A 23,896-nucleotide genomic window follows, 5' to 3' on the forward strand; every position below is an offset into this window, starting at 1 on the left:
TTACCGACCTACAAGTAGTGTTCCAACTTACTCTCTTTAACAAAATCCTCGATACGACTTACAATGTCTACATCAAGGCTATTTTGCCAACTTATATCTTTATCCTTGTTTTTGAATACGGAGTAGGTAGTATCAACCTTCTTTTTGGACATAATAAATGACTTAGTTTGTGAGGTAAGCTCTAGTCCTAGAAAATCGAATATATCTTCAACTTGTTCTAGAGGGTCTTCTAGTAGAGCACTATAGTGCACAAGTTTAAAGTTATCTGGATACAGCTTAGAAAGTTTTTCAAATAACTTTGTAGTCTCCGCCCACTTAGACAGACCAAAATATTCTTCTTTTTTCTCTAAGTTTTTCTTGCCTGCATAGATCAACTCTTCTTCCAAAAGCCAGCCTAAATCGGACCTAAATTCTCGCTTTGCATTATACCAACTGCTAATTACAGCTCTCGGGTCTCTAACCAAGCCTAAAATCTTTACATCAGGACACTTTTTGATCATATTCTCTATAATATGATGGTATCTAACTTCCTTGTATGCAACGACTGTCAATTTATTGCTTTTTTCGAAGATAGGTTTTTTGCCTTCTTTTCTATCATCTTCTTGACGAATAAAAGAGGAGTTAGTTTGTGCAATGCTATTAAAGAATTCTTCAATATCACCTTTTTCAGAATTGTCATCTAGAAATGACTTGAATTCATAAGAAAATAGAGGCTGATATAGATAGTTAACGTCAGGGGAACTATTAATAATTTCACCTAACCAAGATGAACCAGAACGTGGCACAGAGTGGATTGCAACTTTATTCATACTATATAATTTCCACGTCGTTTAGAAATTTTTTAATTTCACTCTTACTGCAATACATGAGTAAATCAATAATAGATAAGTTATCTATAAATTCATCCCCCCCTTGTTTGTAGCTTATAGGTTTCTTTTTTAAAAATTGCAAAGAAATACCTTCATCTAAAAAGCTATCTTTTGAGTATAGTTCATAGCCACCTATAGAGTTAATATATTCACTTGCTTCGTAAAGCTTACAAATTGATATCAATTTATCCTGCGCATTTGAATCTCTATTATATTCCAAGCTACTAGAATGGACAAAAACACGTTCAACATTAAGATATTTAAATACTTCTACTGTAGAACTAGCCGCCATCTCAGATATACTTAGGCTACTACTTAGCACACTCTCTATAATGGGCATTACATCATTAAAATAAGGAGCTTTTGAGTATGCTTGTCTTATTGTTGCAATAACTTTACTCAAATCACCTTGGCACGAAATTTCATTAATAAGCTTGTTTTGAGATGCTTTTATCAATGGAACAGTAAATCTAGTGACATTCCCATTCATTAATATACTATTTCGATTAACGTACCCTCTCTTAGGAAAGTTCACATCATCATAAAAAACAAACACGTCTGATCTGTAAACTAACTGATAGTAGCCTAGATATGGAAACAAGTAAGGCTGCATAATAGCAAGTTTCATATTATAAGAACTCTCACATGGTTAATTTAATATCAATTCTAAAACTTTACATACAGCTTCAACATCATTTGAAGACAAACTGGCATGTAGCGGTAGACAAATAATTCCTTTTGATATCTGCTGGCTTACAGGACATCCAAAGCTCAGATTATCAGGGTAAGCAACATCTAAAGATGGTGTAAAATATCGTCGATGTTCAATATCATGCGCAGACAAAGTATCAAGTAGTCTTTCCCGCTTGTCTTTATCTCTAACGAAAATTGGCATGTAAGCACCGTTATACGACGCTTTGGGTAGCCAAAGAGGTAATTCAACATAAGGTTCTAAAAGTGTCCGATACAAACCAAACAAGTGGGATCGATGCTCAATCACCTCTTCAATCTGATCAAGTAGTGTTAATCCTACTGCGCATTGGTACTCATTCAACTTTGCATTAATACCTGGCTCACCTAATTGTCCATTCGTTTGAAGACCAAAGTTAATGAACTCTTTCGCACGTAAATAATCTTCATGGCGCTTGAATACAATTGCACCACCTTCGACTGTATGGAATATCTTAGTAGCATGAAAACTCAATGTACTAGCATCGCCAAAGTTTAAGAGAGACTCCTGACCAACCTTAACTCCAAATGCATGAGCAGCGTCGTATAGAACTTTGACCTTATATTGATCTGCAATTTCTTTGAAGCTCTCAACTTCACAAGGATTTCCGTATACATGTGTTGCAACAACACCATCGGCTTGGGAGTTTTCTTCAAGAGCAGCTCTCAAAGCATCTGGAGATAAGTTATAAGATTTTGAATCGATATCGCAATAGCTCACATCGATACCTTGCCACATCAACGCTGATGAAGTTGCAACAAAGCTAAATGGTGTAGAGATCGCAGACTCAATTCCTAAAACCTTACATGCCACCTGAAGTGCCAGCGTACCATTTGAAACCAACAATAGGTTTTCTACACCTAAGAACTCCTCTAGTCTTTGTGTCAACTGCTGGTGCAAGGGACCAAAGTTTGTATACCAACCACTGTCATTAACTTGAGATAAATACTGTGAAAGCTTAGTCAAATCAGGGGCTAATGGACTATTAAGTTTAATTGTCATCTTCGCTCACAATGCTTGATAGGTAGATACCATAATTGTTCTTCTTAAGAGCATTCGCTGCCGCCATTAACTTCTGCTTGCTAATCCAACCATTGTTAAAGGCGATTTCTTCTAAACATGCAATTTTATAACCTTGTCGCTTCTCTATCGTCGAAACAAATTGAGCAGCATCGAGCAAACTTTCGTAAGTGCCTGTATCTAACCAAGCGAACCCACGCCCTAACATTTCAACATTGAGTTCGTTTGCTGTTAGGTACATTTGATTTAATGTAGTGATTTCTAGTTCACCTCGCTCTGATGGTTCTACTTGCTTAGCTCTACTCACGACTTGGTTATCAAAGAAGTAAAGTCCAGTCACAGCATAATTACTCTTTGGTTTAGCTGGTTTTTCTTCGATAGAGATTGCTTTTCTTTCGGCATCAAACTCAACTACACCAAAGCGCTCAGGGTCTTTCACTTGGTAGCCAAACACCGTAGCCCCATTGCCACCCTCTGCCGTCTCAACCGCTTTCTTTAACTTTGGCGAAAAACCCTGTCCATAAAAGATATTGTCGCCTAGTACCAAGCATACAGAGTCATCACCGATAAACTCTTCACCAATAATGAATGCTTGAGCTAGACCATCTGGCGTGGGTTGGATTGCGTATTGCAGTTCGATACCAAAGTCAGAGCCATCACCAAGCAAGCGCTGAAAACCTTCTTGGTCTTCAGGAGTGGTAATCACCAAAATCTCACGAATACCAGCAAGCATAAGTACTGACAGTGGGTAGTAGATCATTGGCTTATCGTATACAGGCAGTAACTGCTTAGAAACGCCTCGCGTGATTGGGTATAAACGCGTACCAGAACCACCAGCAAGAATAATACCTTTCATTATTCACCCGCTCCTAATCGTTCAAGACTGTATGAGCCATCAAGCACTCGTTGCCACCATTGCTGGTTGTTTAGATACCATTCAACGGTTTTTCGAATGCCACTTTCGAATGTTTCTTCAGGCGTCCAGTTCAGCTCTCGAGCAATTTTTGTTGCATCAATTGCATAGCGTACATCATGACCTGGTCGATCTTTCACATACGTGATCAACGATTCATAAGATTCAACACCTGCAGGTTTGTTTGGTCGAAACTCTTCAAGTAACGAGCAAATGGTTTTCACTACTTCAATGTTCGCTTTTTCATTGTGACCACCGATGTTGTATGTCTCGCCAATTTCACCTTCTGTCACGACTTTGTAGAGTGCGCGAGCATGATCTTCGACGAACAGCCAATCACGGATTTGCATACCATCACCGTACACAGGTAACGGCTTGCCATCCAAGGCATTCAAAATCATCAGTGGGATCAGTTTCTCTGGGAAATGGTAAGGTCCATAGTTGTTCGAGCAGTTGGTCACCAACGTAGGAAAACCGTAAGTGCGTTGCCACGCTCGAACAAGATGATCGCTGGACGCTTTAGAAGCAGAGTACGGGCTACTCGGCGCATAGGATGTAGTTTCAGTAAACAAATCATCCGTACCTTCTAGGTCACCATACACTTCATCAGTAGAAATATGATGGAAACGGAAAGCGGCTTTGCGTGTCTCATCCAGTGTCGACCAATATTGACGAGCCGATTCAAGAAGGTGATACGTCCCCATGACATTGGTTTCAATAAATGCCGCAGGTCCATCAATGGAACGATCTACGTGCGATTCAGCCGCAAGGTGCATCACGAGATCAGGTTGATGCTTTGCAAATACGCGATCAAGCTCGTCACGTTGACAGATATCAACATGCTCAAAATGGTAACGTTCACTATCCGATACTTCCGCTAAGGACTCTAAATTGCCAGCGTAAGTCAATTTATCTAGGTTAATGACGGTATCTTGGGTATCACGAATGATGTGTCTTATGACTGCAGAGCCAATAAAACCAGCACCACCAGTTACTAGTATTTTCATTATGAACGTTACCTGCTTAATATTGTGCTCACGTAAAGCACGAGAAATCTTGTTTAATTGTAGTTAAATGTGCGCTTAAACTACGCCACTTGGCTTACCTTAATAAGATAGCCAAGTCTAAATTTTTGATTGTTCGTCGTTGGCACCTAACGACTTAAAGAGTACGCCTTTTCAAGCACAGCGAAGTCGCTTTCTTGCCAATGTATTTGACGTTTGTTCAGCTCTTTCAGAAACGAGCGCTTCAAACGCTCTAAGTTGCCTTGCTTCCAATCACCATCCGGTTGCTGAGAGCATTTATCAAAATCGATGATCCATACCTTTTCTTGCTCATCAATTAAGATGTTATGAATGTTCAGATCGGTATGGTTCACGTTGACGTTGTGCATCTTGGCAATTTCTTGCCCTACCTTCTGGTACATCGCTTCCGGTAATGGGTTTTCTTGCAAAATACTGACCAAGTCTTTGGCATTGGGAATTCTTTCGCTCAAAAGATCCGCTTGGTAAGTTAAGCCAGTTTTAACTGCGCGCGCAGCAATCGGTCGAGGGACATTCACACCTGACTCAATCAGCACTCCGAGTAGGTTAAACTCTTGTAGGCTACGAGTCTGCTCCCATCCAGTAAACCAATAGTGATCTTCAACCAACTTGCCAAATAAACCACCACGGCGGTAATGACGCAAAGCAGCTTGCATGGTATCAAGTTGAACAAACCATGTGGTTCCACGTCCAGATGCGCTGCCCACCACTTTATCTTGCTCTTGCCAATATTGGGCGTCAAACAACGCTTGGCTTGGGTCAGTGATGATTTCATCATCAAACCACACCATGCTATTGCCTTGTTGATAACTCTGAGTCATGTCGAAAGTTGCCGTTAGGTTTTATTAAAAGTAGTGGCTGATAAGAATATACAGCCATGTAAAGCCAGCAAAAAATAGCGCAACCATCACTGCGGCTGAGCCAATGTCTTTTGCTCGCCCACTCAGTTCATGATGCTCGACACCAATTCTATCAACAACGGCTTCAATGGCAGAGTTAATCAGTTCAACGATAAACACTAACACTACAACGCCTAACATGAGAATGCGTTCTACAACACTTAAATCAAATACACACACCAATGCAATCGCAAGTACCAGCATGGCTAATTCTTGCCTGATGGCTGCTTCATGTTTAAACGCCGCTTTCAGCCCTTTTGCAGAATATCCAGCCGCTTTGATGACGCGCGTCAAACCCGTGTTTCCAGGTTTACCTGAGTTCAATGATTGGTGTTGTTTTGTCTTTGACATTAAGAGGGGCTCGTCAGTACTCATTATAGAAGCGGTGTATTTTACATTTATTGGGGATGTCTGCATAATTTACCTGCATCTATTTATCTTATCAGACAATAACTATGTTCACTTCTGCCCCTTCTTCACTCTGTATATTGCGTTTATCCGCCATCGGCGACGTTTGTAATACCATCGCGACGGTTCAAGCGATTCAAAAACAATGGCCTGATACCCATATCACTTGGATTACTGGCAAGCTTGAAGCTCAGTTGCTGCAAGCGATAGATGGTGTTGAAGTGATTGTGTTTGATAAAAAAGCAGGTCTTGATGGTTATAAGTCATTGTGGAAGCAGCTCAAAGGACGCAAGTTCGATGCTTTGCTTCATATGCAATATGCCATTCGAGCGAGCGTGGCGACGTTAGGTATTAAAGCGAAGTACAAACTTGGGTTCTCTTCTGACCGTAGCCAAGACTTTCAAACTTTGTTCACCAATGTCAAAGTTCCTTCACCAAGCTCTTTGCATGTTGCGGATGGTTTAATGGCGTTTGCCCATCAAATTGGTGTGCCTCAGTCAGAACTTACTTGGTCATTGTCGTACTCAGAGCAAGATGCTCTCTGGGCAGAAACTAAGATCTCAGAAACTAAGCTCTCGAAAACTCAGCGCCAAGCTGATAAGCCGAATCTATTGTTGGTCCCGGGGGCAAGCAAAGCTTATAAGAACTGGAACGCAGAAGGTTATGTGGATGTTATCAACCACGCTCGAGAGAAAGGCTGGAATGTCATCTTAGCGGGTAGCCCAGCGAAAGTAGAGGTCGACTTAGCTGAGCGCATTCAATCTTTACTTACAGAGCCTTGCTTAAACTTAGTTGGCGAAAGCTCCATCATGCAAATGCTGGCGCTGATTGATAAGGTTGAGATGGTGATTGCACCAGATACTGGTCCTGCTCATATGGCAAGCGCGATGCAAACCCCAATTATTGGCTTGTATGCTCACCATAACCCTGTCCGTGTTGGTCCTTATAACTATTTGAAATACGCCGTTTCAGTGTATGAAGAGACCATTTTTGCAGAGACTGGAAAAACCAGCCAAGAGCTAAGCTGGCGAACGCGAGCAAAAGATGAAAAAGCGATGAACCGTATCACGAGTGATCGTGTCATGGTTATGTTTGATCAAGTCGTAGAAGATTTGTATCCCCAATATCAGTAAACTCCCCCTATATAAGATTGTTTAAGAAGGAAACCAACTTGTCTAAACCCACTTTAGCCGTTGCCTTAATCGTGAAAAATGAAGAGAAGCACCTACAAGCTTGTCTAGACACAGTGAAAGATTGGGCTGATGAGATTGTCCTTCTTGATTCAGGCAGTACTGATCGCACTGAAGAAATCGCCAGACAATATACCGACAAGTTTTACACCAACTTGGAGTGGCCAGGATTTGGCAAACAGCGCCAACTTGCTCAGCAATACGTAACCGCAGATTATGTGCTTTGGTTGGATGCCGACGAACAAATCACGCCAGAGCTGAAAGAAAGCATTTTAAAAGCCGTTGAGAATGACGAGCCAAACACACTGTACAAAGTGAATCGTCTGAGTGCCGCATTTGGTAAGTTTATCTACCACTCAGGATGGTCACCAGATTGGATCGTTCGTCTCTACCGCACCAGTTATACCCACTACAATGATGCTTTAGTGCATGAAAAAGTCGAAGATAAAGGCTTTGCAATCAAGAAACTGGATGGCAGATTACACCACTATACGTACGAACACCTACATCATTACATCAACAAAACCACAGGTTACCTCAAAGCTTGGACAGACGAGCGAGAAGGCAGGAAAAAATCCGGTCTCAGCACGGCAATCATCCATGCATTAGCCAGCTTCTTGAAGATGTACATTCTTAAGCGTGGTTTTCTTGATGGTAAGCATGGCTTCATCCTTGCGTGGTTAAGCATGCATTCTACCTTCGTTAAATACATCGACTTATACTTACGCGAACAGGCGAAAAAACAATGAAAACGACTTTAATTATTACCACTTATAACTGGAAAGAAGCCTTAAAATCCGTGTTAGAAAGTGTAAAGCGCCAAACCGTTTTGCCTGATGAAGTTATTGTGGCAGATGATGGTTCTAGTGAAGATACCAAAGCAATGATTGACCAAATGCGTGAAGGTTTTCCGGTTCCACTGGTACACAGTTGGCATGAAGACAATGGCTTCCAGCTTTCTATGAGTCGAAACCGTGCAATAGCTAAAGCATCAGGCGATTACCTGATCATGATCGATGGCGACATGGTATTGTCACAAACCTTTATTGAATCGCACAAACGCGTGGCAAAACCAAATTGGTTTGTTCAAGGTGGTCGAGTTCTGACTGACGAAGCGTGCAGCCGTGAAATTATGGAAAACGGATTGGTTCCTTCTGTATTTAGCAAAGGGATCCGCAACCGTAAGAACTGCATCACAAACTCACTGCTATCGAACTGGTTCTCATACGAACGCAACAACGATAAGGCGACTCGCGGCTGTAATATGGCGTTTTGGCGACAAGATGTTATCGAGGTGAATGGCTTCAACCAAGATTTTGTCGGTTGGGGACGTGAAGACAGCGAATTTGTTCATCGCATGCTTAACTCAAACAAGTCACGTCTTTACCTAAAATTCGCCGGAGTGGGCTACCACTTATATCACGTAGAAAACTCTCGTGCGTCATTGGGTCAAAACGATGAGATCTTAGATAACACCATTAAAAACAAACTTAAGCGTTGCGAAAACGGTGTTGACCAATTTCTAGAAGCGTAAAAACTTTAGAAGCTTATAAAAATATGAAAGGGGCGTTTCGCCCCTTTTTTATTGTTGTTGAGATAAGGTGAAGTACTTATCGGCAACCATCAATGAGATCAAACGCTCTTTACGTTTATCTTTAAACTGCTCAACCCATTGGTGCGCATTCTCAATGATCGCTAATGCTTCTTGCTCATTCGCTAAGTAATAGTCCATCTTTTCAGGCAAATCCGAATAATCATCCTTCACTTCAACATAGTGGATGCCAGCTTCTAGCTTACCTTCCATAAACCATGTTTCGTACTTAGGCTTTGACATAATAACCAATGAGTTCGAGGACATTGCCCACTTCAGGTTGGTTGCGACATCATTGCCTTCAATACACAACAAGAACTTGTATTGAAGCTGCTCCTCAATACTCATAAAGCCTTTTTCCCAAGGCTGTCCTTCTTGTGGTCGAGTCTGACCAATATTGCAACGGGAGTGGTCATAGAAAGCATGAATTACCGTTTGACGGTGAGGCTGAAAACCGACGCCTCGCCACGCCACCATGTCTTTCTTATCTCGGTAGCTCATTTCGTCATCCACAAATTTAAAGTGACGAATTTGATTCAGCTTTAAAACGATAGAATTCTGATTGTCACCATGGATAGGACGACTTTTAATAAAGCTCGGCACATTAGGAATATGCGTCACATCACCATTGATGTAGTTAAACGTAAACTCAGATGGGAAATAGCGTATAACTTGGCGCGTATCGAAAAAATAAGTCCAACCTTTTGTTTTTTTGAACTCACCAATCTTAGCGTAACTCTGCTCTCGGCTATCGACCGAAAACAACTGTTCACACTTGTTGTAATAATTCACTCGCTCAAGACAGTACTGCTTCTCCGCTTCATTCAGAGTCGAAAGTAAACGCTTTGCTTGCTCTCGATAGACAAAACGAGGGATCAGCATCGAGAGAGCGTTTGAGAAATAATAAGGAAACTTACTGTCTTTCATTTACTTTCTTCTCGATAGCCTTAGCCACTGCCGCAGGAACAAATTGCTCAATACTGCCACCATGGATGGCAACCTCACGTACGATGGTCGACGATAAAAAAGCAAACTCTTCTTCAGGGGTCAAAAATACACTCTCAATCCCAGGCAATAACTTGCGATACATGTTGGTCAAGCCAAACTCATACTCAAAATCGACCGTCGTTCTTAACCCACGAATCAATACTTTAGCCTGCTCTTGACGAGCAAAGTCCACCAGTAACCCAGAAAAGCCTTTCACTGTTACACCAGGTAAATGCGCCACTACCTCTTCCATCAAAGCAACGCGTTCTTCCAATGTGAACATCGTATTCTTTGAAGGGCTTGCTGCGACTCCGATAACGACTTCATCGAACATTTCATGGGTGCGCTCGATAAGATTTAAGTGACCATTGGTAACTGGGTCAAATGTTCCTGGGTAAATGACTTTCATAGGATGTACTGATTTATTCAAAACTGTATGAATTATTGAAGGAAAGGTCGGCGATTACAACTGCTTGATAGAAATACACCGGAGACGATCTTATTTCTACTGCTGACACACATTGCAAAAGAAGGTATTACGTTGCCCTATTTTCTGCTCTTGGAGCACTTCACCGCATTCTGGACATGGTTCTCCGGCTTTTCCATAAACTAATAACTCTTGTGCAAAGTAACCAGGTTTGCCGTCCGCTTGAGCGAAGTCTTTAAGTGTAGTTCCACCTTGCTGAATCGCGATTTCTAACGTGGCTTTGATGTTCTCCACCAGTAATCGCCACTCTTTCTTAGTTAGTTTTCCTGCTGGGCGAGTTGGGTGAATGCGGGTTTTAAATAAAGACTCATTGGCGTAGATATTCCCAACGCCAACCACCACTTTATTGTCCATAATGAACTGTTTAACCGCAACACGCTTACCTTTGGCTTTGTCTGCCATATATTCAGCGTTGAACTCCTCGGTTAAAGGCTCAGGTCCCATATGATCTAACACGGTGTGAGACTCATTAGGAGCGCTCCAAAGCCAAGCACCAAAACGACGCGGGTCGTTGTAGCGTAGCACTTTGCCATTGGTGAGTTTAAGGTCAACATGATCATGCTTTGCCGCAGGGAAGTCAGCGTCGAGTACACGCAATGATCCAGACATGCCAAGGTGAACAATCGCTGTACCTTGGTCAGTATCAATCAATAAGTACTTTGCGCGACGACGAATATTACGAATAACCTGCCCTTCCAAAAGCTTAAGCTCTTGAGGAATATCCCAACGTAGCTTCGGAGTACGAAAAACAAATGCCTTGATCGTCTGCCCAATCATATGAGGGCTGATCCCCATTCGGCTTACTTCAACTTCTGGTAATTCAGGCATTTGACTCTCCTTAACAGCGTCAGAAACAACATTAGTGAGCGCTTAGCATAATAGAAAAGCAGCATGACAAACACAGTTTCAGCGAAAGGTTATTACGCAACTTTTACTTAGGCATGATGTAGTTACCATCAACAGAAATGGCGATCCACTTGTCTTGCCAATTTTTAAATAGCCAAAAATCGTCAAGGCGGTAAAAGGTGATACGTTGTGGCTCTTCCAAACCTTGATACCAGACTTCGATGCTTTCCGGCGATGAAAGGCGAGGCTTTAACTGTTCATACTGCTGAGAGTTCAGTTCTGTTCCTTCAAGTGATTGCCAGCGAGTCACTATTTCTTGTACGGGGATATTGGCTTTAATGTTGGATTGCCACTGTCCATTTTGCTTGTCTAATTCCCAACCAGCATAGTAAATGGCACTGACATCATGATCGGAGCGTAACAAGTTCGGATACGGATCCACTTGTTCATCGATAAGGTAGGTTTTGATCCAAGTTGGCGCATTAAGGATCACCATGAACACGATGATACCTAAGATTAGAATATTGTTCCAACGACGGCGGCGGTGCACCTTTTTAGACATAATTCACCTCATCGCTAAAATCAGCAGCAGCTTAACCAAGCTGCTGCTATTTAGAAAATCTACATTAAATTATGATTGAATCGGATCATCTTTTAACGTACTTAGCGGAACTAATTTACCTTCTCCATTATTCACTTCCGGCACATCCGCATGTGAAGAGAAGAAAGAAGGTAATGCATCCAACCTCTGACTAGAGACACCCATCAATTCAGAGATTGCTTTGATCATTGTGAAGCCATTACGTGGATAATCAACTACTTTTCGTTCATTGAAATCCGAACCAATGACAAACAAAGGCACTTCGTAGGATTGTTTTACCGATGGATCATGACGCAAGTTTTCACCACTATTACGATGCCCAAGTCCGTGATCGGAAACATAAATCAAGTTGTATGGCAGCGACTGCTTCCCAGCAAGTTGGTTAATTTTCTCTAGCATTGTGTCTGTTTGCTTTATCGACTCAATGTAACAAGAGATCTTGCTGCCATTGAAGTCAAACTCAACATCACCTTCCACACGATCACAGAAACCTGGGTGTGAGCCAATTAAGTGGATCACAATCAATTTTGATTTATCGTCACTCGACAGCGCTTTTTGAATGCTTGGCAGCAGTGTGCTGTCATAAACGTTCGAGTCTCTAAAGCTACCGCTGCGTGTAAAGGAAACATGCTCAGCATAGTTAGCAATTGAACTGATCCCGGTATCGAATTCTCCCATTCGACCCTGGTTAGAAATCCAATAGGTTTCCACACCAGCCATTTGCGCTAAGGTGTTGATGTTGTTATTCAGCTCAATATCAAGACCATCATTCATTGTGACGTAGCGCATTACCGAAGTGAACGTGTTCGGACCTGGGGACAAAAAGTTTGTCCAAAGCTGCCCTTTGGCCGTCGACATAAACGGCGTGTTTTCCATCGGCAGACCATACGCATTCATGTAGTCTTTTCGTACACTTTCACCAATCACAAAAATGGTGTTCTTAGCCTCGCTCGGTGTTTTAGTAATTTGCCAAGAGGCTGGGATTTCACGCTGAGCCATGATCTCTGCATTGTATTGATGGTACATGTTGTACGAATCAAACCAATCAAAGATAAATCGAACCGGTGGGTAACGCATGTAAGAGAGCAATGCATGCGTGTAGTCGCTATTAACATTACGGTCTTTAATGGTGCGGATAGGCTTATCTAAGAGTAAGAACGAAAACAAGATCAGACAGAACACTGATGTTTTACGACCTTTAAGTTGTGGTACCCATTTGAACAGATAAAAGGACGCTGCAGCGAAAAGTGCCGCGACTGCCAACGTTTTGAGCTCCAAGTCATTAAAGAACTCAAGCGCTTCTGAGGGGTTGGTCTCAATCAGTGAAGAAATGATGGTCAAATTAGGATGACCATAATTCCAAGAAACAGGAATATAGAAAGTCGCAGTCACAGCTAACAAGGCATATACCCAGTGACCAATACGATGAGCTTTAAGAAAAGCAATCGTAATCGACATTAAGATAAGACAGTCCGCTTTTATTTCATAACCCAGTGCGGCACTAAACATCACAGCTAAGATAATTAATGCAACAAACTTCAAGGCTTGTAACCCTAAATGCATACTTACTTTACTCCTATAACTACAGCAAATAATAAAAAACCCAGCTCGAGAGCTGGGTTTTTTAAATCGTCAAAGAGACAAAATCAATTATTTGATTTTCGCTTCTTTGTACATAACGTGCTGGCGTACAACTGGATCAAATTTCTTGATCTCAAATTTGCCTGGCATGTTACGCTTGTTCTTATCAGTTGTGTAGAAGTGGCCTGTACCTGCTGAAGATACTAGACGGATTTTCTCACGAACGCCTTTCTTTGCCATTGCCTATTTCCTCTTAAACGTTTTCGCCACGTGCACGCATATCAGCAAGAACAGTATCAATACCCTTCTTGTCGATGATACGCATACCTTTTGCAGATAGGCGTAGTTTAACAAAACGTTTTTCGCTCTCTACCCAGAAACGATGAGTTTGTAGGTTCGGCAGAAAACGACGCTTAGTAGCATTTCGTGCGTGTGAACGGTTGTTACCCGTTACTGGACGCTTACCAGTTACTTGGCATACTCGTGACATGAATGTCTTCTCCAAAATCGTTTCAGCTCGATATCAACCTTGGTGGCCGAACCTCTCTATTTCTTGGAAAGAAGTTAGAGGTTAAGAACCGCTATGGAAAATCCATACAAGGCTATCAAAGGTCGCGCATTATACTAACTTGATATGCATTGCTCAAGACCCGAACAGATCCTTTTTACAGGTTTTCGTGATCTTTTTTTAGACAGCAGGTTTTTTCTAGCAGTCCAAGCTGAATTCAGTTAAAAATTTAGTGGCGAGGATGATAGCAGATTTTTAGCAACTAACAACCTAAAAAACGCACAGTTATATCCAACCTCTTTCGGCAAAAGAGACGCTTTCCCCATCTCCGATAACGAAATGGTCCAAAATCCGAATATCCACCAGTGCTAATGCATCAACTAAACGCCGCGTAATCCTTCTGTCTGCTTGGCTCGGCTCCGCTACACCAGATGGATGGTTGTGTGCCAGAATTAACGCAGCGGCATTATGGTGCAAGGCGCGTTTGACCACTTCTCTTGGATATACTGACGCCGCATCGAGTGTGCCTTCAAATAAAATCTCATCTTTTATCACTCGATGCTGGTTATCTAAGAAAAGAATGTAAAAAGCCTCTCTTTGACGGTCTCTTAATATAGAGGAAAGGTAAAGTTTGGTTTGTTCTGGACTGGTTAACGCATCACCACGCTTTAATGTCTCGGCTAAATAGCGTTGTGTCATTTCCAAAACAGCTTGCAACTGCACATACTTGGCTTGCCCTAACCCTTTATGCTGGCAAAACTCTTTCTCTGAAGCCGAAAACAACTGGCGCAGTGATCCAAATTCTTGAATAAGAAAGTCAGAAAGCTCTATTACGTTCATGCCTTGCGTGCCTGTACGTAGGAAAATTGCAAGTAACTCCGCATCCGATAGCGCTTGCGGACCGCGTTGCAGCAACTTCTCTCTTGGCATGGACTCGTTAGGCAAGGTTTTCAGTGTCATTAGTCGGCTCGATTGATGAGTGAGCGCCTATTGCACAAAATAAAAAGCGAAAGTCGAACCTGACTTTCGCTTTTTTCGTTAGTCACTGCTTTTCTATGTAATCAAGCGATCCATCAAAGCTTGAAATTTCCAACCAGATCGTGAATTTCAGATCCTGACTGTGACAACTGAGTACTGATGCCTTCCGCATGCTGAAGTGTGTCATTAATACGATTCACGATTTGCTGAATCGCCACTAGATTCTGGTTGATGTCTTCAGCAACAGCACTTTGCTCTTCAGCCGCAGAAGCGGTTTGAATGCCCATATCTCGAATTGTTCCGATAGAATGGTGCACGCCGGACAGCGATTGCTGAATCATTGACGACTCTTCAACGGTCTTCGCGCCGCGCTCTTGGCTAGCCGACATAGTGGTCACCGCTCTCGAAACACCAGTTTGTAGTTGCTTGAGCATATCGCCAATTTCATGGGTGCTGTTTTGCGTTCGACTGGCTAACGAGCGAACCTCATCAGCCACCACAGCAAAACCTCGACCTTGCTCGCCAGCACGTGCAGCTTCAATCGCAGCATTCAATGCGAGTAAGTTGGTCTGCTCGGCAATTTCACCAATAACATCGAGCACCTTAGTAATCTGCTCAGTTTGTTGGCTCAGTTCTGCAATCGCATCAGAAGTACTGTTCACTTCATCGACCAGCTTGCTAATGCCATCAATCGCTTGATCGACTTCACGCTGCGCCTCGGTCACTTGTTCGTTCGCATCGTCAATCGCCTGAGCAGTAGCATTGGTATTACTTGCGACCTCTTTTGCCGTCATGCTCATTTGTGTTACTGCTGTTACCACCTTATCAGTTTCGAGGCAGTGGTTTTGCATTTGAGCACTGGCTTGAGACGTTTGCTGATCCAATTGTCCAGAGACGCTTTGTACTGTATTAGCAGAGCGCTGAATGTCCTGCATTAGCGGATGAAGCTTATCCATAAACTCATTAAATGCCGATGCCACCTCACCGACTTCATCTTTACTTTCAATTTTCAGACGAGCCGTCAAGTCGCCGCCACCAGCAGCCACGTCTTGTAAAGAAGCGGCAATGTGTTGCAACGGAAGAATACCTTTGGAGACGATGATGCTGGTAAGTATACTAGTAATAATGAGTCCGATAACCGAGATTGTTACCGCGGAGATCGTATGTTCATTCAACTCTTGTGTACGCAGTTTACGCTGCATCGCCACTTGCTGATCAATATCATCAATATAGATGCCCGTACCAAGCACCCAGTCCCACTTAGACAAGTACTCGGCATAACCTAATTTTGGAGCTTGCGCATCAATAGTTGGTTTATGCCAAGAGAAATAAAGGAAACCATCTCCGTTCTTAGATGCATCAATCAGTCCGCCAATCACTGCTACGCCATTTTCATCTTTCAAGCCGATAAGGTTTTTACCTTCTAGGGATGGCTTAATCGCATGCAGCGTGTTGACCCCTTTCGAATCATAAGCAAAGAAATAACCGTCGCTTTCAAAACGCATCGCTTTGAGAATTTCTTTTGCCGCTTCTTTGTTATTGCCGTTTACGTCCGTATCGTAAAGCGGCTTTATCGCTGTAACACCCATCATCATGTAGGCTTGCAGCTCTTTTTTACGTGTATCAATCAGCTCTTGTCTATCTCGAGCTAATTCCGCTTCTAAGCTATTACTACCATTGATGTAATACACCACCGAGATCAATGTGGTGATCAACAACAAAGGGATCAGAGTCACCAGCAGCAATTTACTTCGACTTTTCAACACCATCTTATTCCACTACCTCATTATTGTTATTTTTCCCTTTCTATCTTGCAGAGCAGACAGAGATTGTCTGTGAAGTAAGCAAAAGTTTTATATAAGGCTCAGCAATTAATATTCGGTAGTTTGATATGGATTAGCTTCTGATCAGATTTGCGTGGGCGGTGAGAGATTCAGTTGTGCTAAACTCGTCGCCAGAAAAATTGGAGATCTCACATGCAAACACTAGCAGGAAAGAAAATTCTACTCGGCATCAGTGGCGGTATTGCCGCGTATAAATGTGCGGAGCTAACCCGTCGCCTAATAGAAAGAGGCGCACAAGTTCAAGTAGTGATGACCAAAGCGGCGAAGGAGTTCATTACTCCCTTAACCATGCAGGCAGTCTCTGGGCGTCCGGTGTCGGACAGCTTGTTAGACCCTGCGGCAGAAGCATCAATGGGTCACATTGAACTGGCAAAATGGGCAGATTTGGTTCTTCTTGCACCTGCAACTGCAGATTTGATTGCACGTATGTCGGCAGGCATGGGCAATGATTTGCTCACCACGTTAGTACTTGCGACAGATTCTCCTATCGCTGTTTCACCAGCAATGAATCAGCAGATGTACCGTAACGTCGCAACCCAAGAAAATATCGCAACACTGGCACGCCGTGGTATGCATATCTGGGGACCTGCGGCAGGTGAACAAGCATGTGGTGACATTGGTCCTGGTCGTATGCTAGAGCCAATGCAACTTGTCGGTTTGTGTGAACAGTTCTTCCAACCAAAACTGTTAGCAGGAAAATCAGTATTGATCACCGCGGGTCCGACTCGTGAAGCGATTGACCCAGTGCGATACATCTCTAACCACAGCTCAGGAAAAATGGGCTTTGCATTAGCGAATGCCGCAGCACAGTTGGGAGCCAAAGTAACGCTTATCAGCGGACCTGTCAGCTTGAATACGCCAGCAGGTGTTGAGCGTATCAACGTTGCGAGTGCTCAAGAGATGCATGCTGCTGTGACAACTCACGCGCCTAACCACGATGCTTTCATTAGCTGTGCGGCAGTGGCGGATTACCGCCCAGAAAATGTAGCGTCTCAAAAGTTAAAAAAGACTGAAAACAACGACCAGATGACCATCAATATGGTGAAAAACCCTGATATCGTAGCGACCGTTGCCAATATGACTGAGCAACGTCCATTCACGGTTGGCTTCGCAGCCGAAACCAACGATGTCGCTACTTACGCTCGTGGCAAACTGGTGAAGAAGAACCTCGACATGATTTGTGCGAACGATGTATCAGTTGAAGGTCAAGGCTTTAACAGTAACGACAACGCCATCACCCTGTTCTGGTCGCAAGGCGAACTGGCGTTAGCATTGGAATCAAAAGAAGCATTGAGCTTCAAAATCTTAGAAAAGATGCATGATTTAATGTAATAACCCTTTCGTTTTCATCGAAAACTGGCACAAATTTGGTACAAACATGACAACTGAGGGTGTTAAAGCTCCCATTACACCCTCGCTAGTCTAGTTTGATGCCAAATAGCGTCTTATAATCCCCTCCGCTCAACTTTGTATTTTGAAAGGAAGTAACTAATGGCCGGCAGTAAAAAATCCAATCGTCGTGAAGAAATCTTGCAAGCTCTCGCACAGATGCTTGAATCTACAGAAGGCGCTTCACGCATTACTACGGCAAAATTGGCTAAGCAAGTCGGTGTTTCAGAAGCGGCACTTTACCGTCACTTCCCAAGTAAAGCTCGCATGTTTGAAGGCTTGATTGAGTTCATTGAAGAAGCACTCATGACACGTATCAACCGTATTTTGGATGATGAGAAAGACACGCTAGAACGCATTCGCTTGGTTATGCATCTTATCTTGGCATTCTCAGAACGTAACCCAGGTTTGACACGCATTCTTTCTGGTCATGCTCTAATGTTTGAAAATGAGCGCCTACGCGATCGCATCAACCAGTTGTTTGAGCGCATCGAAACGCAACTTCGTCAAATCCTGCGTGAACGTAAGATCCGTGAAGGTAAATCTTTCCCCGTTGAAGAGCGCATTTTAGCCGCTCAGATCCTAGGGCAAGTTGAAGGTAGCTTGAACCGCTTTGTTCGCAGTGACTTCAAATACCAACCAACGGCAAACTTTGACGAGTACTGGGCACTTCTTAGCGCACAAATTAAGTAGAGATTATGAGTAAAGACAAATTCACTAAGCCGGAGTTTTCTCTTTCCCTTCTCCACCCTCGCAACTGGGGCGTTTGGCTCGGCTTTGGCTTTTTGGCTATCGTAGTTAATATTCTTCCATACCGCATGCTGCTATCGTTAGGTCGTACGCTCGGTCACATCGGCATGCGCTATGGTAAAAAGCGTGTGCATGTTGCAACGCGTAACCTAGAGTTGGCATTTCCAGATAAGCCAGCAGAAGAGATTCAACATATTGTTGAAGAGAACTTCAAAAACACCGGTATGGCGTTAATTGAAACGGGCATCACTTGGTTTTGGCCAACGTGGCGTTTCAAAACACTGATCATTGAGAAAGACCTCGTCGCACTTCGTGAGAAAGCCGCAGAAGGCAAAGGTGTCCTACTGTGCTGTGTTCATGCTCTTAACCTTGAGATCACGGCGCGCGCTTTTGCGGTTCTTGGCGTGGCTGGGTACGGTGCGTTCCGTCCACATGACAACCCTGCGTACAACTTCATCCAGTATTGGGGGCGCACACATAACGGCAACAAACTGATTGACCGTAAAGACGTTAAACAGATGATTCGCGTTCTACGCAGCGGTGAGCGCTTGTTCTACCTGCCGGACCACGATTACGGTCGCAACAAATCTGTATTTGTGCCGTTCTTTGCGGTCGAAGATGCATGCACCACAACTGGCACTAGTATTTTGGCTTATACATCTAAGTGCTCGATTATTCCGGGTTCTGGTTTCCGCAATAAAGATGGCAAGTATGAAATCATTGCTGATAAGTGTATTGAAGCCGACTATCCGAAAAAGGATGAAGTCGCAGCAGCGGCTTATATGAACACCTTTGTAGAAGAAGTGATTCTGCGCGCACCAGAGCAATGGATGTGGCTACACAAACGCTATAAAACAATGCCTGACGAAAGCACGCCGAAGGGCATTCGCTACAAATAGGCGACATCGACAGATTAAAAAGGGGCTGATGGATAACCACCAGCCCCTTTTTCTTTCTGGTAATACCAGACTCCCAATTCATCGTTCTTCCTCTTGAAAATGACGATGAACAATCTCATTAACGTCATTTCCTACAGTGAGGAGCAAACGCGATAGGAAATCTCGCTTTCCAAATTCAGAATTAAATGCCGTATTCTGCGCGGTACGCTTTGACTGCTTCTAGATGCTCTTTGTCTGTACCTTTCTCTTCAAGGAAAGTCACAAGGTCAGTCAGGCTAACGATTGAGATGATTGCACAACCAAAGTCACGCTCTACTTCTTGAATCGCAGACAACTCACCTTTGCCTTTTTCTTGGCGGTCAATCGCAACCAACACACCAGCAAGGTCTGCGCCATTTGCTTGAATGATTTCCATCGATTCACGAATCGCAGTACCTGCTGTGATTACGTCATCCACTAGCATAATACGACCTTCAAGCGCAGAGCCTACAAGGTTACCGCCTTCGCCGTGGTCTTTCGCTTCTTTACGGTTGAAGCAGTAAGGCGTGTCGATATCGTGGTGATCCGCTAGCGCTACTGCTGTTGTCGTCGCGATTGGAATACCTTTGTACGCTGGACCAAACAGCACATCAAACTCAATGCCTGAATCCGCAAGCGCTGCGGCATAAAAACGACCAAGACGCGCTAGGTCACGACCAGTATTGAAAAGACCAGCGTTAAAGAAGTACGGGCTTTTACGGCCAGATTTCAAAGTAAACTCACCAAACTTAAGAACTTCTTTCTCAAGTGCAAACTCAATAAATTCACGCTGGTATGCTTTCATTATTTTCTCTCTAAATGCAGGCTTGGTATCCATATTCCCAAGCAGTTAATAAACACTAATGCGTTATCTCCTAAGTAGATGGATTTACAGCTAGGCAGCAAGTTTTTCTATCCCTATGAGCATAGTTTTCTATGTGATTAGGGTAGAAAAATGAAGCGAACAACGCTGTAGATTCATATACGACGGAGATAAAAAAATAGCCCCCATAATGGGAGCTATCTAAATCAATTGGCTAACGCCGCCTTCTGCGCTGCGACAATTTCCGTAATGCCGACTTTCGCCGACTCTAACAGAGCCATCAGTTGCTCATGACTGAACGGTTCACCTTCTGCGGTGCCCTGAATTTCAATCATCTTGCCTTCTTCTGTCATCACAACGTTCATGTCTGTGTCTGCCGCTGAATCTTCAACGTACTCAAGGTCACACAGAACATCATCGCCTAGCAAACCAACTGAAACTGCCGCTACGTGACCTTTCATTGGGTTTGCTTTTAGCTTGCCGCTATCCACTAGGTGTTGAAACGCGTCTGCCATTGCAACGCTTGCGCCGCTGATAGATGCAGTGCGAGTGCCGCCGTCGGCTTGGATAACATCACAGTCAACCGTGATCATGAACTCACCCATCGCTTGTAGATCAACCACTGCGCGTAGGCTACGTGCGATCAAGCGTTGGATTTCCATCGTACGACCACCTTGCTTACCGTTTGCCGCTTCACGACGAGTACGCGAGTGAGTTGCACGAGGTAGCATGCCGTATTCAGCCGTTACCCAGCCTTTACCTTGACCTTTTAGCCAACGAGGCACAGATTCTTCAACGGTCGCATTACACAACACTTTGGTGTTACCAAATTCAACTAACACTGAGCCTTCAGCGTAAGCTGTGTAGTTACGAGTAATTTTGATTGGGCGAACTTGGTCCGCCTTGCGATCGTTTGGACGCATGGGCATCTACCTTAAGTAATGAGGAGAAGACGATTTGGTTGGGCGCAGATTATAACGGAATCGATTAAATAAAGCTATCTGGACAATCTCGACTCAGAATAGCAAAGCCACTGCCATTTGGCTGTGCTACTATTGCGGGGTAATTTTCAGCAAATTAGAAGACAGGAAAATTCAATGATTTACAGTATGACAGCGTACGCGCGTAAAGAAGTGAAAGGCGATTGGGGTAGCGCAGTGTGGGAAATCCGCAGTGTAAACCAACGTTACCTAGAAACTTATTTCCGTATGCCAGAGCAGTTCCGTGCTCTTGAGCCAGTACTGCGTGAGCGTTTTCGTAAGCGCCTAGCACGCGGCAAAGTAGAATGTAGCCTGCGTTTTGAAGCTAACCCAGCAGCAAAAGCTGAACTAAGCATCAATGAAGCACTGGCAAACCAAGTGATCAAAGCCGCTGAGCAAGTGATGCACATGACTGGTGAGCTAAGCCGCATTAACCCATTCCAAGTAATGCAATGGCCAGGTGTGATGGAAACACCAGAGCAAAACATGGATGAGGTAAACAAAGAACTGCTTGCTGCTTTTGACGAAGCAATCAACGAGTTCATCGACGCGCGTGGTCGTGAAGGCGACAATATGAAAGCGCTTATCGAGCAACGCCTAGAAGCAATCACTGCAGAAGTTGTAAAAGTTCGCGCACGCATGCCAGAAATTCTTGAGTGGCAACGTGAGCGTCTATTCTCGAAGTTTGAAGATGCAAAAGTAGAGCTAGACCCATCTCGCGTTGAACAAGAACTTATCCTTCTGGCACAAAAATCAGACGTAGCAGAAGAGCTAGACCGTCTTGACTCTCACGTGAAAGAGACCACAAACATCTTGAAAAAAGGTGGCGCAGTCGGTCGTCGTCTAGACTTCATGATGCAAGAGTTCAACCGTGAATCGAACACACTAGCGTCAAAATCTATCAGCACAGACATCACCGCATCAGGTGTTGAACTGAAAGTTCTGATTGAGCAAATGCGCGAACAGATCCAGAACATCGAGTAATAAAAGACCTTGATGAGATATCAAAAAGCCTCGCACTGCGGGGCTTTTTATTTGCTGATGCTGAACTTGCTTCCTATTTATAAAACCAATAGTCTTGTGTGGTTACTTCTAAACCATTGAATCGCTATGACTCGCTCGCATTGCTTCATCCTGCAACATGACTCCCCTATTTCTTTCTATCCTGATAAAAATCAGTTGATGATTGATAGTGAGGAGATTCATTTAGAACCATTGCAAGCAAAACTGCTGAGCTACTTTATCGAGAACCGTGGGAAAGTACTGAGTACCCAGCAAATAGCCGCCGATGTCTGGCAAAGGACGCTGGTTTCCGACAACTTGGTAAGACAAGTGATTAGTCTACTGCGCAGCCAGCTTCAGGACAAAACGCGTCCGTATCGCATCATTCAGACCATTCCTAAGCAAGGTTACTTATTTGATGTCAAAGTGACTGAGCCAAGCATAAAGCACACTCCAATCCCTGAAAAATCCACTCCTCTTACCCGTACCGCCAAGCCTAAAAACAAGCGCTTAGTTTTAGCTGTAGCGACAATCCTGGCTGTTGGAATTATTGCGGCTTGGGCAGTGCAAAATGGTGACACCATTGATGACACCACGGTGATCACCGCACAACAAAGCGACGTAGTGCCCGTTTATATTCATGATATTACGCTTGACTCCACCAGCAACTTTGAAATGGCAGAAAGCGTATATAACTATCTCTTCTATGGGCTAAATTCAGCCAAAAACCTATCCGGTTATCACTATTCTCAGTTATCCCAACAAAGTAAGCAGTCTCTTGCCAACCACGGTGTTGAGCTCAAAAGCTGGATTAAGAAAGTAGAAGGCAATTATGTGCTTAGCGTCTTGGTGCAAAACAACCATCAACCCAACCAGAGCCAAAAGGTAGAGAAGACGTTTAACCAAGATAACTTCTTCGATGCTATCGGTGATGTGATTTTAGAAATCAAAGCCATCATTGCACCAATGAGCCCCGATTACGAAGTGACTAGCCATCGCGTGACTTCCATCAGTAACTATGACGATTGGAAAGTGATCTCTGAAGGGATTTCTCTTTTCTATCAAGGTAAAGGTGGTCCTGATTTTTCGGATATTGCTCAGCAGCTTAATGCGATTCAACAACAAGGGCGAGACAGCTATTTGGTCAGCGCTTTGTTGTCTTACTCTGAATCTTTAGCTTACTTACGCGAGCACAAACAAGAAGACCGAGAACAGGCACTTCACTCAGCTAAGCAGGCGTTCGAACTGAACCCACGCTGTGATATTGCCAACCTCACTTTGGGGCTCGCTTTGCTTATCAACCAGCACCCTAATCAAGCCTTCCCCTACTTGTTTTATGCAGCAGAAAGCACGCCAAGCCCAATCAGTTTTTACTTACTCAGCGTGGCTGACAAACTCGCAGATAACCCGAAAGGCTCGCAATACAATTACCAACGCTATACTGAGATGAAAAAAGAGCATAACGGCCAACTGTTTGATCTTATTGAATCTTCACAAAAAGCAAACCTATTCCAAACAGCAGAATAGCCTCAAATAAGCC

General features: G+C 43.5%; 26 protein-coding genes. 8 read left to right on the forward strand and 18 right to left on the reverse strand.

Translation table 11 applies throughout. From position 1 onward, the window contains the following. Nucleotides 1–8 precede the first annotated feature (8 nt). The 7 genes from OH459_RS13735 to OH459_RS13765 all read right to left on the reverse strand — a co-directional run bounded on the left by OH459_RS13735 (nt 9) and on the right by OH459_RS13765 (nt 5,825). Entirely contained in the window at nt 9–809 is an 801-nt protein-coding gene (locus OH459_RS13735) for a sulfotransferase domain-containing protein (RefSeq protein WP_049534416.1), read from the reverse strand. Between the two features lies 1 nt (nt 810). Then, entirely contained in the window at nt 811–1,497 is a 687-nt protein-coding gene (locus tag OH459_RS13740; RefSeq protein ID WP_049534413.1) for a WbqC family protein, read from the reverse strand. A gap of 21 nt (nt 1,498–1,518) precedes the next feature. Then, nucleotides 1,519–2,601: a DegT/DnrJ/EryC1/StrS family aminotransferase gene (locus OH459_RS13745; protein WP_049534411.1), complete on the reverse strand. Its 1,083-nt coding sequence runs from the start codon at nt 2,599–2,601 to the stop codon at nt 1,519–1,521. Continuing rightward, nucleotides 2,591–3,475 (reverse strand): glucose-1-phosphate thymidylyltransferase RfbA, encoded by an 885-nt coding sequence (rfbA, locus tag OH459_RS13750; protein ID WP_017189987.1) that lies wholly within the window; start codon nt 3,473–3,475, stop codon nt 2,591–2,593. Before rfbA ends, OH459_RS13745 begins: the two co-directional genes overlap by 11 nt. Next, a complete protein-coding gene (gene rfbB, locus OH459_RS13755) occupies nt 3,475–4,539 on the reverse strand; it encodes a dTDP-glucose 4,6-dehydratase (protein WP_009698947.1) in 1,065 nt (354 codons plus the stop codon). The genes rfbA and rfbB overlap by 1 nt, the downstream gene beginning before the upstream one ends. A 146-nt stretch (nt 4,540–4,685) precedes the next feature. Further along, the gene (locus OH459_RS13760) at nt 4,686–5,396 is read right to left on the reverse strand and encodes a 3-deoxy-D-manno-octulosonic acid kinase (protein ID WP_269987187.1); all 711 of its coding nucleotides are present in this window, start codon (nt 5,394–5,396) and stop codon (nt 4,686–4,688) included. Between the two features lie 24 nt (nt 5,397–5,420). Beyond that, a complete protein-coding gene (locus OH459_RS13765) occupies nt 5,421–5,825 on the reverse strand; it encodes a diacylglycerol kinase (protein WP_005449346.1) in 405 nt (134 codons plus the stop codon). Nucleotides 5,826–5,929: 104 nt separating this feature from the next. On the opposite strand from OH459_RS13765, the gene OH459_RS13770 reads away from it, so the two are divergent. Genes OH459_RS13770 through OH459_RS13780 form a run of 3 tightly spaced genes read left to right on the forward strand, consistent with a single transcriptional unit; the run spans nt 5,930 to nt 8,606 of the window. Continuing rightward, nucleotides 5,930–7,015 (forward strand): glycosyltransferase family 9 protein, encoded by a 1,086-nt coding sequence (locus OH459_RS13770; protein WP_038897716.1) that lies wholly within the window; start codon nt 5,930–5,932, stop codon nt 7,013–7,015. A gap of 38 nt (nt 7,016–7,053) precedes the next feature. Next, on the forward strand, nt 7,054–7,821 hold the full coding sequence (locus OH459_RS13775; RefSeq protein WP_269987190.1) for a glycosyltransferase family 2 protein: 768 nt from the start codon (nt 7,054–7,056) through the stop codon (nt 7,819–7,821). Beyond that, a complete protein-coding gene (locus tag OH459_RS13780) occupies nt 7,818–8,606 on the forward strand; it encodes a glycosyltransferase family 2 protein (RefSeq protein ID WP_239912289.1) in 789 nt (262 codons plus the stop codon). Before OH459_RS13775 ends, OH459_RS13780 begins: the two co-directional genes overlap by 4 nt. Nucleotides 8,607–8,654: 48 nt before the next feature. Here OH459_RS13780 and OH459_RS13785 read toward each other — a convergent pair whose 3' ends face one another. From OH459_RS13785 to OH459_RS13825, 9 genes are all read right to left on the reverse strand, one after another. After that, complete coding sequence (locus tag OH459_RS13785) at nt 8,655–9,590, reverse strand: glycosyl transferase family 90 (RefSeq protein ID WP_269987193.1); 936 nt, start codon at nt 9,588–9,590, stop codon at nt 8,655–8,657. Further along, a complete protein-coding gene (gene coaD / locus OH459_RS13790; RefSeq protein WP_005449352.1) occupies nt 9,577–10,059 on the reverse strand; it encodes a pantetheine-phosphate adenylyltransferase in 483 nt (160 codons plus the stop codon). Before coaD ends, OH459_RS13785 begins: the two co-directional genes overlap by 14 nt. Nucleotides 10,060–10,155: 96 nt before the next feature. Further along, nucleotides 10,156–10,965 (reverse strand): bifunctional DNA-formamidopyrimidine glycosylase/DNA-(apurinic or apyrimidinic site) lyase, encoded by an 810-nt coding sequence (gene mutM, locus OH459_RS13795; RefSeq protein WP_009698952.1) that lies wholly within the window; start codon nt 10,963–10,965, stop codon nt 10,156–10,158. A gap of 103 nt (nt 10,966–11,068) precedes the next feature. Next, complete coding sequence (locus tag OH459_RS13800; protein WP_005449354.1) at nt 11,069–11,545, reverse strand: hypothetical protein; 477 nt, start codon at nt 11,543–11,545, stop codon at nt 11,069–11,071. A gap of 69 nt (nt 11,546–11,614) precedes the next feature. Further along, the gene (locus OH459_RS13805) at nt 11,615–13,147 is read right to left on the reverse strand and encodes a phosphoethanolamine transferase (RefSeq protein WP_017817195.1); all 1,533 of its coding nucleotides are present in this window, start codon (nt 13,145–13,147) and stop codon (nt 11,615–11,617) included. Between the two features lie 87 nt (nt 13,148–13,234). Next, nucleotides 13,235–13,405, reverse strand: coding sequence for a 50S ribosomal protein L33 (rpmG, locus tag OH459_RS13810; protein WP_004410866.1), 171 nt, complete (start codon nt 13,403–13,405; stop codon nt 13,235–13,237). 13 nt (nt 13,406–13,418) lie between these two features. Further along, entirely contained in the window at nt 13,419–13,655 is a 237-nt protein-coding gene (gene rpmB, locus OH459_RS13815) for a 50S ribosomal protein L28 (RefSeq protein WP_005384783.1), read from the reverse strand. 303 nt (nt 13,656–13,958) lie between these two features. Beyond that, on the reverse strand, nt 13,959–14,633 hold the full coding sequence (gene radC / locus OH459_RS13820; protein ID WP_269987206.1) for a RadC family protein: 675 nt from the start codon (nt 14,631–14,633) through the stop codon (nt 13,959–13,961). Between the two features lie 113 nt (nt 14,634–14,746). Then, nucleotides 14,747–16,420, reverse strand: a complete 1,674-nt coding sequence (locus OH459_RS13825) for a methyl-accepting chemotaxis protein (protein ID WP_269987208.1) — start codon at nt 16,418–16,420, stop codon at nt 14,747–14,749. A 207-nt stretch (nt 16,421–16,627) separates the two neighbouring features. Here OH459_RS13825 and coaBC point away from each other — a divergent pair, with 207 nt between their 5' ends. From coaBC to OH459_RS13840, 3 genes are all read left to right on the forward strand, one after another. After that, nucleotides 16,628–17,827, forward strand: a complete 1,200-nt coding sequence (coaBC, locus tag OH459_RS13830) for a bifunctional phosphopantothenoylcysteine decarboxylase/phosphopantothenate--cysteine ligase CoaBC (protein WP_009701743.1) — start codon at nt 16,628–16,630, stop codon at nt 17,825–17,827. A gap of 159 nt (nt 17,828–17,986) precedes the next feature. Continuing rightward, nucleotides 17,987–18,577: a nucleoid occlusion factor SlmA gene (gene slmA / locus OH459_RS13835; RefSeq protein ID WP_005449362.1), complete on the forward strand. Its 591-nt coding sequence runs from the start codon at nt 17,987–17,989 to the stop codon at nt 18,575–18,577. A 5-nt stretch (nt 18,578–18,582) separates the two neighbouring features. Next, the gene (locus tag OH459_RS13840; protein ID WP_009701742.1) at nt 18,583–19,533 is read left to right on the forward strand and encodes a Kdo(2)-lipid IV(A) acyltransferase; all 951 of its coding nucleotides are present in this window, start codon (nt 18,583–18,585) and stop codon (nt 19,531–19,533) included. Between the two features lie 181 nt (nt 19,534–19,714). Here the strand turns inward: OH459_RS13840 and pyrE are convergent, their stop codons facing one another. Both pyrE and rph read right to left on the reverse strand, forming a co-directional pair. Further along, a complete protein-coding gene (gene pyrE, locus OH459_RS13845) occupies nt 19,715–20,356 on the reverse strand; it encodes an orotate phosphoribosyltransferase (RefSeq protein WP_005379384.1) in 642 nt (213 codons plus the stop codon). Between the two features lie 224 nt (nt 20,357–20,580). Next, entirely contained in the window at nt 20,581–21,297 is a 717-nt protein-coding gene (gene rph, locus OH459_RS13850) for a ribonuclease PH (protein ID WP_005430192.1), read from the reverse strand. Nucleotides 21,298–21,471: 174 nt separating this feature from the next. Here rph and OH459_RS13855 point away from each other — a divergent pair, with 174 nt between their 5' ends. Then, nucleotides 21,472–22,338 (forward strand): YicC/YloC family endoribonuclease, encoded by an 867-nt coding sequence (locus OH459_RS13855; protein WP_009698958.1) that lies wholly within the window; start codon nt 21,472–21,474, stop codon nt 22,336–22,338. A gap of 126 nt (nt 22,339–22,464) precedes the next feature. Next, a complete protein-coding gene (locus OH459_RS13860; protein WP_269987217.1) occupies nt 22,465–23,883 on the forward strand; it encodes a winged helix-turn-helix domain-containing protein in 1,419 nt (472 codons plus the stop codon). Nucleotides 23,884–23,896: the final 13 nt, after the last annotated feature.

Origin of the sequence: Vibrio sp. MM46 (assembly GCF_027587135.1) — a bacterium.
Lineage (GTDB): Bacteria > Pseudomonadota > Gammaproteobacteria > Enterobacterales > Vibrionaceae > Vibrio > Vibrio harveyi.